Below are 14,753 nucleotides of genomic sequence, written 5' to 3'. Positions count from 1 at the left end.
AAAACAAACCGGCTCAACACGGCTTGCGTCCGTTGGGGAGTGGCTTTCAGATGTTTGCCGCACTCAGAGAAACGCGCTGTTTCCGGTTTTGTTTCCCATTCGGTTCGTTTAGCCGATACAATCCGATTCAATCTCAAATTTTAGAAGGTTATTAGATGGCACGCGTTACTGTGGAAGATTGTTTAGAACACGTGGAAAATCGCTTCAAACTGGTGTTGTTGGCCAGCAAGCGGGTACGACAACTGGAAAAAGGCGCCGACGAATTCGTACCGCGCGGTAAAGACAAAGATACCGTCATTGCCTTGCGGGAAATCGCGGCCGGTTACGTTAACGAAGAGAACGTAGATCGTTTACACCGCGGCGGCAACGTTTCCGATACCTATTTGGAAATCTGATCGCAGGTATGGTCGAGATCGCGCACGCATTACCGCCGCTGCCGGACGTAGAGCATCCGGAAGAGAAGCTGCTGCATCAGTTGTGCGAGGTGTTGAGCGCGTATCTCGATCAAGACGCGGTGGCTAATATCGTTAGGGCTTATCGGTTTGGCGCAAAGGCTCATTCCGGGCAGTTTCGGAAAAGCGGCGAAGCGTATATTTGTCATCCGGTGTCGGTAGCGATTTCTTTGGCCGGTATGCATATGGACGCCAACGGCATCATGGCGGCGATATTGCATGACGTTATTGAAGATACGCCGGTTTCCAAGGCGGAGTTGACCGAACAGTTCGGCAGCGAAGTGGCGGATTTGGTGGACGGGGTCACCAAGCTGTCCAAAATCGATAGCCGTTCGCGGGCCGAGGCGCAGGCGGAAAACGTCCGCAAAATGTTTTTGGCGATGGCGCAGGATTTACGCGTCATCGTGGTCAAACTGGCGGACCGTCTGCACAACATGCAAACCCTGGGCAATATGCCGGCGGATAAAAAACGCCGGATTGCCAAAGAAACTTTGGAAATTTATGCCCCCATCGCTAACCGATTGGGCATGAACGATATTCGTCACCAGCTGGAAACCTTAGGCTTCAAAGCCTTGTACCCCAATCGTTTTGTAGTGCTGAGCGATGCCGTTAAAAAGTCTCGCGGTAACCGTAAGGAAATCATCGACACCATTCAAAACGCGATACAAAACCGGTTGACCGAGACCGGGATGGACTGTTCGGTAGCTGGCCGGGAAAAGAATATCGCCAGCATCTACCATAAAATGGTCAGTAAAAAGATTTCCTTTTCCGACGTTTTCGACGTGTATGCGTTTAGGATCTACTGCCATCAGGTCGACGATTGTTACCGGGCTTTGGGTTGCGTGCACAATTTGTTTAAGCCGATACCCGGACGCTTCAAAGACTATATCGCTTTGCCCAAAGCCAACGGTTATCAATCCCTGCATACCATATTGAAAGGGCCTTACGGGGTGCCGATCGAAATTCAAATTCGCACCCACGAAATGCATCGTTTGTCGGAGTCCGGCATTGCCGCGCACTGGTTGTATAAATCCGACCACGAAAAAAGCGAGACCATGCAAGCTAGGGCCAACGAATGGTTGCGCGAGCTGTTGGAGATTCAAAAATCGGCCGGCGACTCCTTGGAGTTTATCGATAACCTCAAAGTCGATCTGTTTCCGCAAGAGGTGTTCGTGTTCTCGCCCAAGGGCAAAATCATCAAGTTGCCGCGCGGCGCGACGGTGGTGGATTTTGCCTATCAAGTGCATACCGACGTCGGCAATGCTTGCATATCGGCCAGGATAGATAAAAAGCTGGTGCCGCTGCAAACCAAATTGGAAAACGGCATGACGGTAGAGGTCATCACCGCGCCGTGGGCCCGCCCCAACCCTTTGTGGCTGAATTACGTGGTGACGGCAAAAGCCCGCAGCTGTATCCGTTCGTATTTGAAAAACTTCAATCAGCAGGAAGCGATCAATCTAGGCCGGCGTTTGTTGGAAAAGGAATTGAACAGTTCCAACATCACTTTGGACGAAGTGGACGACACGCAAATCATGCAAGTTTTGCATTCTTTGCGTAAACATTCGTTGAACGATCTATTGGAAGACATCGGCTTGGGCAATCGCATGCCGTTTCTGGTCGCCAAACACATATGTCAGATCGGCAGCAATACCGGGGTTAAACTGGACGGGCACGAGCCGCGTAATAAATCGCCGTTGATCATCAAGGGTACGGAGGGAATGGTGGTTAGTTTGGCCAAGTGTTGCCGGCCAATTCCGGGCGATCCCATCATCGGCTTTTTCAATCCGGGTAAAGGCATAGTCGTGCATCACCACGAATGCCGCAACAGCAACGAAGTACGCAAAAAGCAAACCACCTGGCTGGACGTGGAATGGAGTCCGGAAGCGAGTGGCGAATTTTCGGCCGAAATCCGAGTTGAAATTTTGAACCAACGCGGTTCGCTGGCCACCGTGGCGTCTACCATTTCCTTCATGGAATCCAATATCGAAAACATCACCGTTGTCAGTCAAGACGACAGGGTATCGGTGGATTTATTAACGTTGGCGGTGCGCGACCGCGTACATTTGGCCAACATCATCCGCAAGCTGAAAAAATTATCCATTGTTCTAAAAATCACTCGCATCAAAGCTTAAGCATGAAAAAAACCATCATTTCCACGCCGTTGGCGCCTCAAGCCATTGGCACTTATTCGCAAGCGGTAAAAATCGACAACACTGTTTATTTATCCGGGCAAATTGCCCTGGATCCGGCAACGATGCAAGTGGTGGACGGGGACATCGAGCTGCAAATTCGCCGAGTGTTCGATAACCTTCGGGCAGTGGCCGAAGCAGCCGGCGGAGATTTTGCGGACATCGTCAAGCTGAACGTCTATTTGACCGATTTGGGGAACTTCCCCATCGTCAATACCATCATGGCCGAGTATTTTGCAGAACCCTATCCGGCCCGCGCGGCGGTCGGAGTTGCGGCTTTGCCCAAAGGCGTCGGCGTCGAGATGGACGGCGTGATGATGTTGCGAGACGAGTACTACTGACGTTAATCAGGCGCCGGCACCGGCGCCTTTTCATTGATGCCTAGCGGGGAAGTGCATAAACAGCCGGTGACCAGTTTAGCCGGTATCGGCTCCCAGACCGCCGCGCGGATGCAAAAACTCGGCATCCGTACTCTGCAAGATTTGCTATTTCACCTACCTCAACGTTATCAAGATCGGACGCGCGTTGTCGCCATTCGCGATTTGATACCGGGCGGCACCGCTTTGGTGCAGGGCGCCGTCGAATTTATCGACGCTCAGCAACGCGGCCGCTCCAGCGTAATTTGCCGGATCGGCGATCGTAGCGGTTTTTTGAGTTTGCGCTTCTTTCATTTTTCCGCCCAACAAATCCAGCAGTTGCAGCCAGGCGTCGAATTGGCTTGTTTCGGTGAAGTCCGCATGGGCTTTAACGGCTTGGAAATGATTCATCCCGAGTATCGGTTGCTGGCGTCCGGCGAGACGGCTGCCGAGCCGGCCTTGACCCCGGTGTATCCGGGTACCGAAGGTTTGCATCAGGCCAGTATCCGCAAGGCGGTCAAGCAGGCGCTGCAGCTGTGTTTACGCGACCCGAGCGCGTTACCGGATGTGTTGCCGGACGAGTTGCGAGGGCAGTTAGGTTTTCCGCGCTTGTCCGAGGCTTTGCTGACCTTGCATCAACCGCCGCCGGGTTTATCTGAAATTACCCTGACCGACGGCAGTTCGCCGGCTTTGCAAAGTTTGGCCTTGGAAGAGTTTTTAGCCCATCATTTGGCGTTATGGCTGGGAAAACAGCAATACCGGCATTGGCAAGCGCCGGTTTTTACCGTTCCCGCACATGCCAAGCAAGCGTTTTTGATGCGCTTGCCGTTCACGTTGACCCGTGCCCAAACTCGAGTCGTCGGCGAAATCGAAGCCGATTGCGCCGGCGTGCAGCCGATGCTGCGGTTGGTGCAAGGCGATGTGGGTTCCGGTAAAACCGTGGTGGCCGCATTAGCGGCTTTGGCCGCTTTGAGTTCCGGTTATCAGGTAGCGTTGATGGCGCCAACCGAATTATTGGCGGAGCAACACTTTCGCAATTTCTCAAGTTGGTTTGCCGATAGCGGCCATGCGCTGCTGTACCTGAGCGGGCAGAGTAAGGGCAAGGCCCGGGCGGCGATATTGCAGCAGCTGGCCGACGGCAGTGCCGGTTTGGTGGTGGGCACGCACGCCTTGTTTCAGGATGCGGTTCAATTTCACAAATTGGGCTTGGTGATCATAGACGAGCAGCACCGGTTTGGCGTGCACCAGCGGCAAGCCTTGCGGGCTAAAGGCCAAGCGGCTGGCTTGGCGCCGCACCAGCTGGTCATGACCGCTACCCCGATTCCAAGGACCTTGGCAATGTTGCAATATGCCGATCTGGATATTTCCGTCATCGACGAGTTGCCGCCCGGCCGCCGGCCGGTTACTACCAGCGTGCTGCCGTCCGAACGGCGCGCCGATGTCGTAGCGCGTATCGCTCATTGGCTGACAACCGGTAAACAAGCGTATTGGGTGTGTACTTTGATAGAAGAGTCCGAGCAGCTGCAATGCGAAGCGGCGGAACAAACCGCCGAGAGTTTGCGTGCGCTGCTGCCGCAGGCCAAGGTCGGTCTGGTGCACGGCCGGATGAAACCTGCCGATAAAGAGGCCGCCATGCAGGCCTTTAAATCCGGCTTGTTCGGGGTGTTGGTGGCGACTACCGTGATTGAAGTCGGGGTGGATGTGCCGAATGCCGGCTTAATGATCATCGAAAACGCCGAGCGTTTGGGGCTGTCGCAATTGCATCAGTTGCGCGGACGGGTGGGGCGCGGCAATCTGGACAGCTATTGTTTGCTGCTGTACCAGTCGCCGTTATCGGAAGCCGGCAAGCAACGCTTGGGGATACTCAGAGAAACTCACGACGGTTTCGTGATTGCCGAGCGGGATCTGGAATTGCGCGGTCCCGGCGAAATTATCGGCAGCCGGCAGACCGGACAAATTCAGTTCAAAATCGCCGATTTGGCGCGGGACCGAGCGTTGTTGGACTATGTGGAACCGGCTGCGGCGTTGTTGCGCAACGTCTGTCCGCAACAGGTGCCGCTGTTGATAGCGCGCTGGCTGGGTAGTGCTCCGCATCCGTCCGACGGCCGCTTCGGCACAATCTTTAGTCCGTGAGCCGCGGCGGCAGCCGCTCCATTTTGCTTAGTGCTTGGGTCCCGAGCCGGCCGAGCTGCCGGACGGTTAATCGCGTATACAATATTTGCTCGGTATTTCAGGAGTTAAGAGGTTTATGTTTACGCAATTATCGGCGCCGCAATTAATGGGCATTTTGAATGTCACCCCGGATAGTTTTTCGGATGGCGGGCGCTATTCCGGCGTCGACGCGGCTTTGTGCCGGGTGCAAGCCATGCTGGATGAAGGGATGGATATCGTCGACGTAGGCGGCGAGTCGACTCGTCCTGGGGCTGATCCTGTGAGTCACGACGAACAGATCCGCCGAGTGGTGCCGGTTATCGCCGCCATTCGTAGCGTGTATCCGGCATTGCCGATCAGCATAGACACCATGTCCGCCTGCGTGGCGCAAGCGGCATTGCAGGCCGGCGCGACTCTGGTGAACGACGTTTCCGGCGGGGTGGTGGATCCGCAGATTTTAGCGCTGGCGGCGGATAGAAATGTGCCTATCGTATTGATGCACATGCAGGGTCTTCCCAAGACCATGCAGCTCGATCCTTATTACGACGACGTGGTCGCCGAAGTGACGGATGGCTTGCAAGGTAGAATCGATGCGGCCTTGGCGGCCGGGATTGCCGAGCGCAACATTGCGATAGACCCCGGCATCGGTTTTGGCAAACGCAAGCAAGACAATATCGATTTATTGGCGAATTTGCAGCGAATCGCGGCTTTAGGCTTTCCGGTATTGCTCGGTACCAGCCGGAAGCGCTTCATGGGCAGTATCTGCAATGTCTCCGAGCCGTCCGAATTGGTTACCGCTACCGCCGTGACTACCGCGCTGGGCGTGATGGCCGGCGTGCGGCTGTTTCGGGTGCACGACATATTGCCGAATCGGCAGGCGGCGGATTTGGCCTGGGCAATCAAACAAGCCCAATGACGGCGCTGCATCCGCGTTTACAAGCGCTGCAGCGGCAACTGGGGGTATCTACACTGTCGCGGATTGTCGATTCGGCGACGCGTGCGCATAACGTCGAGTTGTGGCTCAAACGCGACGATTTATTGCATCCCGTCATATCCGGCAATAAATGGCGCAAGCTTAAATACCCGTTGAACGACGCACTGTATGCCGGCGCGCATACCGTAGTCAGCATGGGTGGAGCTTATTCCAACCATCTGCACGCTCTCGCTTTCGCTGCGCGCGAACTGGGGCTGCATTCGGCCGCTTACATCCGCGGAGAACGGCCCGGGGTGCTCAACCCGACTTTGGCAGATTTGCAGCGTTGGGGGATGCAATTGCATTTCGTTTCCAGAAGCGCCTATCGGGATTTACGTTATTCGGACGTGACGGCCGGCGCTTTGAATTTGCAAGCGGGCAGTTATTGGATTCCGGAAGGCGGGGCGTCGCGGCAGGCGTTGACAGGCGTGGCCGAAATCGTCTCGGAGCTGGATTGCGCATACGACGTGTTAGTGTGCGCATGCGGTACGGGTACTACGTTGGCGGGCTTGATTGGCGCGGCTCGCGCGGAGACTAAGATACTCGGCGTGGCGGCGCTAAAAGGCGGAGAGTTCTTGCATCGGGATATTCCGGCGTTGCTAGGCCGGCTGCAGCCGGTATGCGACTGGGAGTTGCTGTTGAACTATCACTGTGGCGGATTCGCCAAAACTCGCCCGGAGTTGACCGATTTTATTTCGAATTTTAGGCTCACACACGATGTGCCGTTGGAGCCGATTTATACCGGAAAAGCTTTGTATGCAATCTACGATTTGCTTAATAAAGATTACTTCGTTGCCGGCCAGCGTATCGTCGCCTTGCACACAGGCGGATTGCAAGGGGCGCGCCGACAATAGCCGCTCGCCAACAAGGAAGCCGGCTAGCGCGGTTGTCGCGTAAGGTTTCCGCAAACATTCGCCGAAATACGTGGTTAGCGCGGCCAGGTTGCGATTCGAAAGGCTGGCGCCGCAACGAAAGTCTTGTCCGCTCGGGTCATGCCCTTGATTGTTCGCGGAGACGATATATCCGTATGATCGTTAGGCGATTTATGTTTTTTTGGCTACGATTAGGCTACGTAGATTGTTTTCCACGGGGGGAGTAATGAGCCAATTAAGCGAAGAAGAGCGTAGGAAAATCCTGGAGAGTTCGCCGGTGGGTACCTGGGCGTTGATGCTGATAGTCGGGGCCGGCATGGTGATCGCTTGGTTAATGATGTATTACGGGGTGTTCATCCCGCGCGGCCATATCGGTTAGGGGGCGGTATGCATATCGATCAATTGGAAAGGCGTTGGGCGAATATCGCGCTCGGCATAGCCGGCTTGTTTGTGCTGGTGATTTTGACGTCGGCACTGTTTCACGGCATACACGCGCCGAGTAACGTGGAAACCATCGATTCGGCGCGTTTGCATTTATCGGCAGAATTTGCCGAGGATCATTTGGGTCCGCAACAGAATTCGGACGGTAGTGTGACCGTGCGTATGGTCGCCGGGCGTTATGGTTTTTATCCGAAAACCTTGACTTTGCCGGCCCAGACCAAACTGATTTTTCGTTGGGTCAGTTTAGACGTGTTGCACGGGGTGCATATTCCGATGACCAATATGAGCACCATGATAGTGCCGGGTTATGTGGCGCAACTGACTACCGAGTTGAAACATACCGGGGAATATCCGCTGTTGTGTAATGAATACTGCGGCATGGGGCATGCGCATATGTGGAGCAACATCAGCGTGGTCGGCAAAGAGAAGTGGCAAACGATAAATCGGACCGGGGGAGAGAATCATGGCTAATGTGGCGGAAAAAAAGTTGGCGCTGTGCCATTTCTGGGTGGCTTTCGCCGCATTCGGTTTGGCGGCCGTCATGGGCTTGTATCAGGTGGTGGAGCGAAGCGGGTTTTTCGGTTTTTTGGAGTCGCGGGAAGTGTATTACGCCTCCGTCAGTACCCACGGGGTATTGATGGGTTTTGTGTTGACCACTTTTTTTATCATGGGCTTCGGCTATTACGTGGCGACTACAACGCTTAAGTTGCCGATCTGGAATGTGTCGTTTGCCTGGGGCGGCTTTGCACTGTCGCTATTGGGCGTGGTGTTGGCGGCCGGCCCGCTGCTGACCGGGAATGCATCGGTTTTATTCACGTTTTATCCGCCGCTGATGGCGCACCCGGCGTTTTATATCGGCGCCACTTTGTTGGTTGTCGGTTCGTGGTTTTGGTGTGTGTCGATGATCGTGATGTATGCACAGTGGAAAGCCGCCCATCCGGGGCAGCCGGTACCGCTGGCGATGTTTGCGACTACCGGAAACGCTATCTTGTGGCTTTGGACCAGTGCCGGAGTGGCCGTGGAAGTGTTATTCCAGCTGATTCCCTGGGCCTTGGGCTGGATAGACACAATAGACGCCGGCTTGGCACGCACTTTGTTTGCTTGGACCTTACATCCCATCGTTTATTTTTGGTTGATTCCAACCTATACCGCGTTTTACTGTTTGGTACCTAAGCAGGCCGGCGGTTTTTTGTTCAGCGACGAAATGGCTCGGGCGGCTTTCATGTTGCTGGTCGTGTTCAGCCTGCCGATAGGCTTTCACCATTTATATATGGATCCGGAACAGAGCCACGGCTGGAAGATCGTGCATGCGATCGGCACCTTTGTCGTTACCCTGCCGACTTTCATTACCGGATTTACCGTCATTGCCTCTTTGGAAATCGCAGGACGTTTGAACGGCGGCAAGGGTTTGTTCGGTTGGATTGCCGCCTTGCCGTGGGATAATCCTATGGTGTTGGCGATTATCCTGGGCTTGCTGATGTTGATTTTCGGCGGCTTCGGCGGTTTGGTCAACGCCAGTTATGCCATGAATGCCATGGTACACAATACCGCGTGGGTTTCCGGCCATTTTCATCTGATTTTCGGCGGTACTACCATCATCATGTATTTCGGCATCGCTTATTACTTTTGGCCGATCTTGACCGGTAAGCCCTTGTTCAGCCAGTCGTTGGCGATTACTCAGCTGTGGATTTGGTTTATAGGCATGATCATCATGACCACGCCATGGCATATTTTAGGGCTGCTGGGCCAGCCACGCCGCATCGATAGCGTCAATTACAACAACTTGTTGGTGTTATCGTGGGAGCCGTACGAGGCGGCGATGATATTCGGTGGTGCGATATTGCTGGCGTCGTCGGCGCTGTTGCTTTATAACTTGTATCAAACCCAAGTCGGTAGCGGTAGCTTTGAAGGCGAGGTGGAATATGCCGAACCGATTCATCCGGTCGGCGCATTGCCCGCTTACTTGAATGGATTCAAGCTGTGGAACATCGTGATTGCGGCCTTTATGCTGTTGGCTTTCGGGTATCCGATTTTGCAATTCTTCTTCATGGAAACCTTCGGTTCCGGTAGATGGGGGGTATAGTCATGAGAAGCTTTGTACTTATTGCAACCTGTTGCTGGTCATTGACGCTAGCCGCACAACCATCGACGCAAGTGGCATGGACGGCGGAACAATTAAATTTCGTCAAAGCGGGAAATCCGGCGGCCGGCGAAGCATTGGCTAAATCGTGCGGCGGATGTCACGGCGATAAAGGCATTAGTGTCACAGGGGCGTATCCATCGTTAGCGGGCCAGTTGGCGACTTATCTCTATAAGCAGTTGCAGGATTACGCAAACGGGGATAGGCAGGATGTAATCATGGGAGGTATCGCAAAAGGGCTTAGCAAGCAGGATGCGGCTAATCTGGCTGTGTGGTATGCCTCTCAAACTCCGGCGTTTCAGTCGCGTAGCGTGATGGTTTATCAAGCGGCTGAGACCTTGGTGAAATCCGGGGACCGCGAACGCATTTTGCCGCCTTGCGAGGTGTGCCACGGCAGTAGCGGGCAGGGACAAGTCATGGATATGCCGGCACTGTCGGGGCAAGCCGCTAGCTATACGACGGCTGCGCTAAAGGCGTTCAAATCCGGTGAGAGACATAACGATATCTACGGGCGAATGCGCTTGATTGCCGAAAATTTAACCAACGAAGAAATCGAGCAGCTAGGCTTTTATTATCAAAATACCGGTAAATAAAAGGCACGCTGGCGGTCGGCTGGCTATTCGACGCCGCCGACCGCCTCAAATTACAGAGGGGAACTTTATGGCCGAGGCTGACATACCCGTCAAATACGCGTACAAGGGAGTTAATTTGATCAGCTTCGGTCTGTCGATCAAGCTGTTATTCACCGGTTACTTGGTCACTATCGCAGTCGGTTACTTGATGGCACTTGGGCAGATTCTGATGACCCACGGCATGGCCGATGGAAAACTCGGTTTATCTTTGGAAGATATAGTGTATAGTTACTACGGAGACCGCTCGGGTTCCGTGTTAGAATCTAAGTTAAACGGGTCTATGAAATTTAATGCTCCTGAACAAGATAGATTCAAATTGATTCAGTGGGTGCGCGACGGTGCGTTGGAAGCCGGTTATTGGGAGTCCATCAAAACGATAGTCGATAAAAACTGTGTGGCTTGCCACAACGAGAATGCCGGTTCGTTGCCGGATTTTTCCAAATTGGAAAACCTTAAAAAAGTGGCGGAATCCAGTCAGGGCGCTACGTTTCAATCGTTAACCCGGTTGTCGCACATCCATTTGTTCGGCATCAGCTTCATTTTCATGTTTGTCGGCGTAATTTTTGCGTTTTCCACGGGTGTGCCGTATTTCCTTAAGTATCCGGCAATAGTCATGCCTTATCTTTTTTTGTTGGTCGACATTGCCTCTTGGTGGTTGACCAAAATCAATCCGCATTTTGCCTGGCTAGTTATTTTGGCCGGGGCTGGGTTGGGCGCGTCGTTTGCGTTCATGTGGACAGTGTCTATTTATCAAATGTGGGTATTAGGCGGCATTCGCAAGCAGAGCGACCGGCGCAACGCGGTTTTGCGCGATTAGCTGCTGTATGTAGCTAATTGTCAAAAGAGCAGGGAAGCGGGTTAAGAAACACATTGTTCAGTGCTGGTTTTATCGTTTAACACATTAACAATGTTGTGAAATGGCCACAACACCTTTACAATGAATTCGTACTTTGGTTTTGTGGGTTCTGTACTACACTGGTAAGCGAGTGGCTTCCACTTAGGATGGAACAAAATAAGCGTACCTGTAAATTTTGTGACGCGGGCAACATTCTGGTGATGTTTCACAGAATTATTTTGTTACAACTCCTTACAATCCGCGGTAACTTTTGTTAAAAAATTTTTAATTTCTCTATGGGGGGCTTATGGCATCTAATTACGATGACGGTATCAGTAAACAAGAAGCGGTAAATAATTTACTGGACTCAACTCTTTCCTTTTCAACTGCGCAACAAATCATCAAATCGCTGGGTGGCGGCAAAGTAACCGTTGGCGAATTTGGTAATACCTCTTCGTCTAGTGACTTAGCAGGGCATAAACTCGCTCTGTTCACCGGTACTGGCGGTACTGCCACTGTTAACTTTTCTGGCGCCGGCAAAAACGACCTTAAAGGTGTTAAGTCTATCGTCTTTGGTGACAACAGCGATGTTACCTTCACTCTAACTGGCGATGGTGCGAAAAAATTCAAAGGCACCATTTCTACCAACGACGGCGATGATAACCTGACTGTTCAAGATACCAAGAAAGTCTTTATTTCAACCGGCGACGGTAACGATTCTGTTACTACCGGTGATGGCAAAGATACTGTTGCAACCGGCGACGGTAACGACAATATTAAAACCAACGGCGGCAATGACCTTGTATTCCTGGGTGATGGCTCCGATAGTGCCGGCAGTGATACTGTTGATACAGGCGCTGGTAACGACATCGTCAAGCTGGTCGGTAAATTCGTCGGTACCGCTGTGGTAGACGGCGGTGCGGGCAATGACAAACTTGACTTGAGCGCTGTCGATATTGCCGACGTAACGGTTGCCGGTACTTCCGTATCGATTACGTTGCAAAACGGCGGTGTGATTAACGCCAGCAACTTCGAGAAATTCGTATTCGACTCGAATGGTACGCTGAGCAATGGCGGCATTAAAACCGTAGGTTTGACTCAACTTGACGACTTTTTTAACCCAGGTAGCTAAGGAGTTTCTTAGCTAAGAGTTTTACAGTCTAAATTGTTAAAACCGGGGCAGGCCTAAAAAGCCTGCCTTTTTTTTGTCCGAATTTTTTGATGATAGATTTAGCCGTTGCCGCCGAGTTCTGTTTGCCGACTAAGTTGACGGATTTACTGGAACTGGCGTTCCATGCGCTCGAAGCGGGAAATCTTCCGGATGCTTTAGCGTTCTCGGAGCGAGCCTGTCAGCTGACATCCCCTCCGCAAGCCAGTGCGCTGTTAGTCAGAGCCAATACCTTGATAAGGCTGGATAAACTGGATTTAGCGCTAGCCGATTATTGTGCTGCATTGCAACTATTGCCTACCAATTTGGACGTTGCTCGCGCGTTGTTGCGAGCCTGTTGTCTTGATAGGGTCCGCTACCGGGATTTGTATCGGCGCACACTGACCAATATCTTACGATTGGCGCCGCAATTAGCCCATGAACCGGAAGTGGCGGAATGGGTCAACGCGGCGGAATTGGCCGCTTTTGGTTGCGTTTGGCGCGACGGCGAGTTTATATGCGGTTGGGCTGTCCGGCGAGATATGCCTAGTAGGACATTACAAGTTGAAATAGATGGAAACTTCTTCGAAGCCGAATGTTCGATAGCCACACCCGGCTTGCAACAATTGGGGATAGGTGACGGCTTGAATGGTTTTCGCTTCCAATTGCCGGACGAATTTTCATTGTTGAGGCTGGGCATCGCAGGAGTGAGTCTTTGGGGTTGCCCGATCCAAGGGAGGTCGGTAACACCTGCACAGGCAGTAGTCCAAACCCGCGTTGCCATTTCCGAAGCCGTTGATGTCGTCGTGCCGGTATATGGCGGTCGTCAGGAAACCCTGCAATGCATTCAGTCCGTGCTGTCGGCTAAAACCAATATCGCTTATAGAATTGTGGTGGTGGATGACTGTTCGCCCGATCCGCAACTAGGTCGAGAACTGCGACGCCTGGCGTCGGATAAAAAGATTATCTTGCTGTTGCGGCCGATCAATGCCGGATTTTCCGGTGCGGTGAATACCGGGGCGAGTCTGGACGACAACCGTGATTTGGTTTTGTTGAACGCCGACACCCAGGTATTCGATTATTGGTTGGACAGGCTGCACGCGGCGGCATACCAAAGCGAAGACATCGGCACGGTCACGCCGCTATCTAATTTCGGAGAATTGGTCAGCTATCCGCAAGCCATGAAAAATAATCCGGTAGGCGATATACGGCAGGCTGAGCAGTTGGACGCGTTATTGCGCGTCATTGCATCGGAGCGAGTGATCGACTTGCCGGCCGGTGTCGGGTTTTGCATGTACATTAAACGGGTTGTTTGGCATCGGGTCGGCGGATTGGACGAATTCCTGTTCGGACGCGGCTACGGCGAAGATACCGACTTGTGTTTGCGGGTTCGGCAAGCCGGCTGGCGTAACGTTTGTGCGGCGAACACCTATGTGGTGCATTGGGGCAGCAAGTCTTTCGGCGCGGAAAAAGCCCATCTGGTCGCGCAAAATTTGCCTAAGCTGTATGCCAAATATCCGGGGCATGAGGCCGAATACGACCACTTTTTGAATACCGATCCATTAGGACCGTTGCGCCGGCAATTGCAGCGAACATGGTTGGCGCAAACGGCGGCCGGCAGCAAGGCGGTGCTGACGTTATCGCCTACCGATGCTGACGACCCGGACGGCCCGAGGTTTGAATTGAACGCCGTTGAACATCGGCCGGGACAATGGCGTTTGAATTTAAAGATGTACGGCATCACCGGCTTAGCGGTCATTTCCTACGATTGGCCGGAGCAAGGCGAACAATTGCAGCAAGACCTATTAGCCGCCGGCTTTTCCTGTCTGCACATTTCCGGATGGGCCGATTGGCCGGCCCGGCCGCTCGATTTTCTCACCAACGGTTTCCTGCCCTATCGGTTGAGATTGGATGACTATAGCGCTTATTGCCCGCGTCGGTACCGCTTGCAGGAGCAGGCAACAGCCTGCGCCGATCCTGCGGATATTGCGATCTGCCAAGCCTGCGTGCACAAATTCGGGCCTTTGGCATACGGTTACCAAGGGATGGACGCCTGGTTGTCGCGCGCCAGACGATTATTGGGCGGCGCGGAAAAAATCACTGCCCTGAACGACGAGATAGGCGAAGCCCACAGTAAGCGTTTTCCTGAATTGGCACAGCGCATCGACATCGACAAGCCCGCTCGGTCTGCGGCTAAAGGGCAAAATCGTAAAAAACCGGGCGCAAGCGTGTTGGTCAGGGCGATGCGGGTGGCGGTATTCGGTCAGGCCTCATCCAGCGGTTACTATCGCTTACAGCAGCAGGTGAAAAACGCTTGGGAGAGGCAAATTGATGTACAGTGGTTCATATTCGGCCATAGCATTAGCGACAACGATTTGCGGCGCTGGCCCAATGTCCATCTGGTCGAGGTTAGCGATACCGCTGACATCATCGGCAAGCTGGAGCTTTACCACGTTCAAGCTATTGCCGCCTTTGCCGATGACGAATACGAGCGTAAATTGGTCCACGATGTCGCTGGTCGACTTAACATACCTTTATTACAAGAAACCCACTTCACTCATTAGC

General features: G+C 53.2%; 13 protein-coding genes. All 13 read left to right on the top strand.

Features of this window, described 5'->3' with window-relative positions:
• Window positions 1-155 precede the first annotated feature (155 nt).
• The 13 genes from rpoZ (at window position 156) to F1E05_RS18245 (ending at window position 14,752) form a co-directional block, all read left to right on the top strand.
• On the top strand, window positions 156-395 hold the full coding sequence (rpoZ, locus tag F1E05_RS18300) for a DNA-directed RNA polymerase subunit omega (RefSeq protein WP_150051030.1): 240 nt from the start codon (window positions 156-158) through the stop codon (window positions 393-395).
• A gap of 8 nt (window positions 396-403) precedes the next feature.
• Window positions 404-2,584 carry a RelA/SpoT family protein gene (locus tag F1E05_RS18295; RefSeq protein ID WP_150051028.1) on the top strand — a complete coding sequence of 727 codons (2,181 nt, stop codon included), beginning with the start codon at window positions 404-406 and terminating at the stop codon, window positions 2,582-2,584.
• Between the two features lie 2 nt (window positions 2,585-2,586).
• Complete coding sequence (locus F1E05_RS18290; RefSeq protein WP_150051026.1) at window positions 2,587-2,982, top strand: RidA family protein; 396 nt, start codon at window positions 2,587-2,589, stop codon at window positions 2,980-2,982.
• A gap of 36 nt (window positions 2,983-3,018) precedes the next feature.
• Window positions 3,019-5,130 (top strand): ATP-dependent DNA helicase RecG, encoded by a 2,112-nt coding sequence (recG, locus tag F1E05_RS18285; protein ID WP_150051024.1) that lies wholly within the window; start codon window positions 3,019-3,021, stop codon window positions 5,128-5,130.
• 115 nt (window positions 5,131-5,245) lie between these two features.
• The gene (gene folP, locus F1E05_RS18280; RefSeq protein ID WP_150051022.1) at window positions 5,246-6,064 is read left to right on the top strand and encodes a dihydropteroate synthase; all 819 of its coding nucleotides are present in this window, start codon (window positions 5,246-5,248) and stop codon (window positions 6,062-6,064) included.
• Window positions 6,061-6,975: a 1-aminocyclopropane-1-carboxylate deaminase/D-cysteine desulfhydrase gene (locus tag F1E05_RS18275; RefSeq protein ID WP_150051020.1), complete on the top strand. Its 915-nt coding sequence runs from the start codon at window positions 6,061-6,063 to the stop codon at window positions 6,973-6,975. Before folP ends, F1E05_RS18275 begins: the two co-directional genes overlap by 4 nt.
• A gap of 244 nt (window positions 6,976-7,219) precedes the next feature.
• A complete protein-coding gene (locus F1E05_RS20355; protein WP_190303195.1) occupies window positions 7,220-7,372 on the top strand; it encodes a hypothetical protein in 153 nt (50 codons plus the stop codon).
• Between the two features lie 8 nt (window positions 7,373-7,380).
• Complete coding sequence (locus F1E05_RS18270; protein ID WP_150051018.1) at window positions 7,381-7,905, top strand: cupredoxin domain-containing protein; 525 nt, start codon at window positions 7,381-7,383, stop codon at window positions 7,903-7,905.
• A complete protein-coding gene (locus F1E05_RS18265; protein ID WP_150051016.1) occupies window positions 7,898-9,517 on the top strand; it encodes a b(o/a)3-type cytochrome-c oxidase subunit 1 in 1,620 nt (539 codons plus the stop codon). The genes F1E05_RS18270 and F1E05_RS18265 overlap by 8 nt, the downstream gene beginning before the upstream one ends.
• A gap of 2 nt (window positions 9,518-9,519) precedes the next feature.
• The gene (locus tag F1E05_RS18260; RefSeq protein ID WP_150051014.1) at window positions 9,520-10,167 is read left to right on the top strand and encodes a c-type cytochrome; all 648 of its coding nucleotides are present in this window, start codon (window positions 9,520-9,522) and stop codon (window positions 10,165-10,167) included.
• Between the two features lie 67 nt (window positions 10,168-10,234).
• Window positions 10,235-11,023: an elongation factor-1 alpha gene (locus F1E05_RS18255; RefSeq protein ID WP_150051012.1), complete on the top strand. Its 789-nt coding sequence runs from the start codon at window positions 10,235-10,237 to the stop codon at window positions 11,021-11,023.
• A 325-nt stretch (window positions 11,024-11,348) separates the two neighbouring features.
• On the top strand, window positions 11,349-12,173 hold the full coding sequence (locus F1E05_RS18250; RefSeq protein WP_150051010.1) for a calcium-binding protein: 825 nt from the start codon (window positions 11,349-11,351) through the stop codon (window positions 12,171-12,173).
• 89 nt (window positions 12,174-12,262) lie between these two features.
• Entirely contained in the window at window positions 12,263-14,752 is a 2,490-nt protein-coding gene (locus F1E05_RS18245) for a glycosyltransferase family 2 protein (RefSeq protein WP_150051008.1), read from the top strand.
• Window position 14,753 lies beyond the last annotated feature (1 nt).

Origin of the sequence: Methylomonas rhizoryzae, from assembly GCF_008632455.1 — a bacterium.
GTDB lineage: Bacteria > Pseudomonadota > Gammaproteobacteria > Methylococcales > Methylomonadaceae > Methylomonas > Methylomonas rhizoryzae.
Note: the sequence above shows the minus strand (reverse complement) of the source record. Positions and strands in the feature narration are given on the sequence as shown.

Bases quoted from the DNA above. Each gene is read 5' to 3' on its own strand.
- rpoZ (WP_150051030.1), top strand. From the start codon at position 156: ATGGCACGCGTTACTGTGGAAGATTGTTTAGAACACGTGGAAAATCGC.
- F1E05_RS18260 (WP_150051014.1), top strand. From the start codon at position 9,520: ATGAGAAGCTTTGTACTTATTGCAACCTGTTGCTGGTCATTGACGCTA.
- F1E05_RS18290 (WP_150051026.1), top strand. From the start codon at position 2,587: ATGAAAAAAACCATCATTTCCACGCCGTTGGCGCCTCAAGCCATTGGC.
- folP (WP_150051022.1), top strand. From the start codon at position 5,246: ATGTTTACGCAATTATCGGCGCCGCAATTAATGGGCATTTTGAATGTC.
- recG (WP_150051024.1), top strand. From the start codon at position 3,019: ATGCCTAGCGGGGAAGTGCATAAACAGCCGGTGACCAGTTTAGCCGGT.
- F1E05_RS18250 (WP_150051010.1), top strand. From the start codon at position 11,349: ATGGCATCTAATTACGATGACGGTATCAGTAAACAAGAAGCGGTAAAT.
- F1E05_RS18245 (WP_150051008.1), top strand. From the start codon at position 12,263: ATGATAGATTTAGCCGTTGCCGCCGAGTTCTGTTTGCCGACTAAGTTG.
- F1E05_RS18270 (WP_150051018.1), top strand. From the start codon at position 7,381: ATGCATATCGATCAATTGGAAAGGCGTTGGGCGAATATCGCGCTCGGC.
- F1E05_RS18295 (WP_150051028.1), top strand. From the start codon at position 404: ATGGTCGAGATCGCGCACGCATTACCGCCGCTGCCGGACGTAGAGCAT.
- F1E05_RS18255 (WP_150051012.1), top strand. From the start codon at position 10,235: ATGGCCGAGGCTGACATACCCGTCAAATACGCGTACAAGGGAGTTAAT.
- F1E05_RS18275 (WP_150051020.1), top strand. From the start codon at position 6,061: ATGACGGCGCTGCATCCGCGTTTACAAGCGCTGCAGCGGCAACTGGGG.
- F1E05_RS20355 (WP_190303195.1), top strand. From the start codon at position 7,220: ATGAGCCAATTAAGCGAAGAAGAGCGTAGGAAAATCCTGGAGAGTTCG.
- F1E05_RS18265 (WP_150051016.1), top strand. From the start codon at position 7,898: ATGGCTAATGTGGCGGAAAAAAAGTTGGCGCTGTGCCATTTCTGGGTG.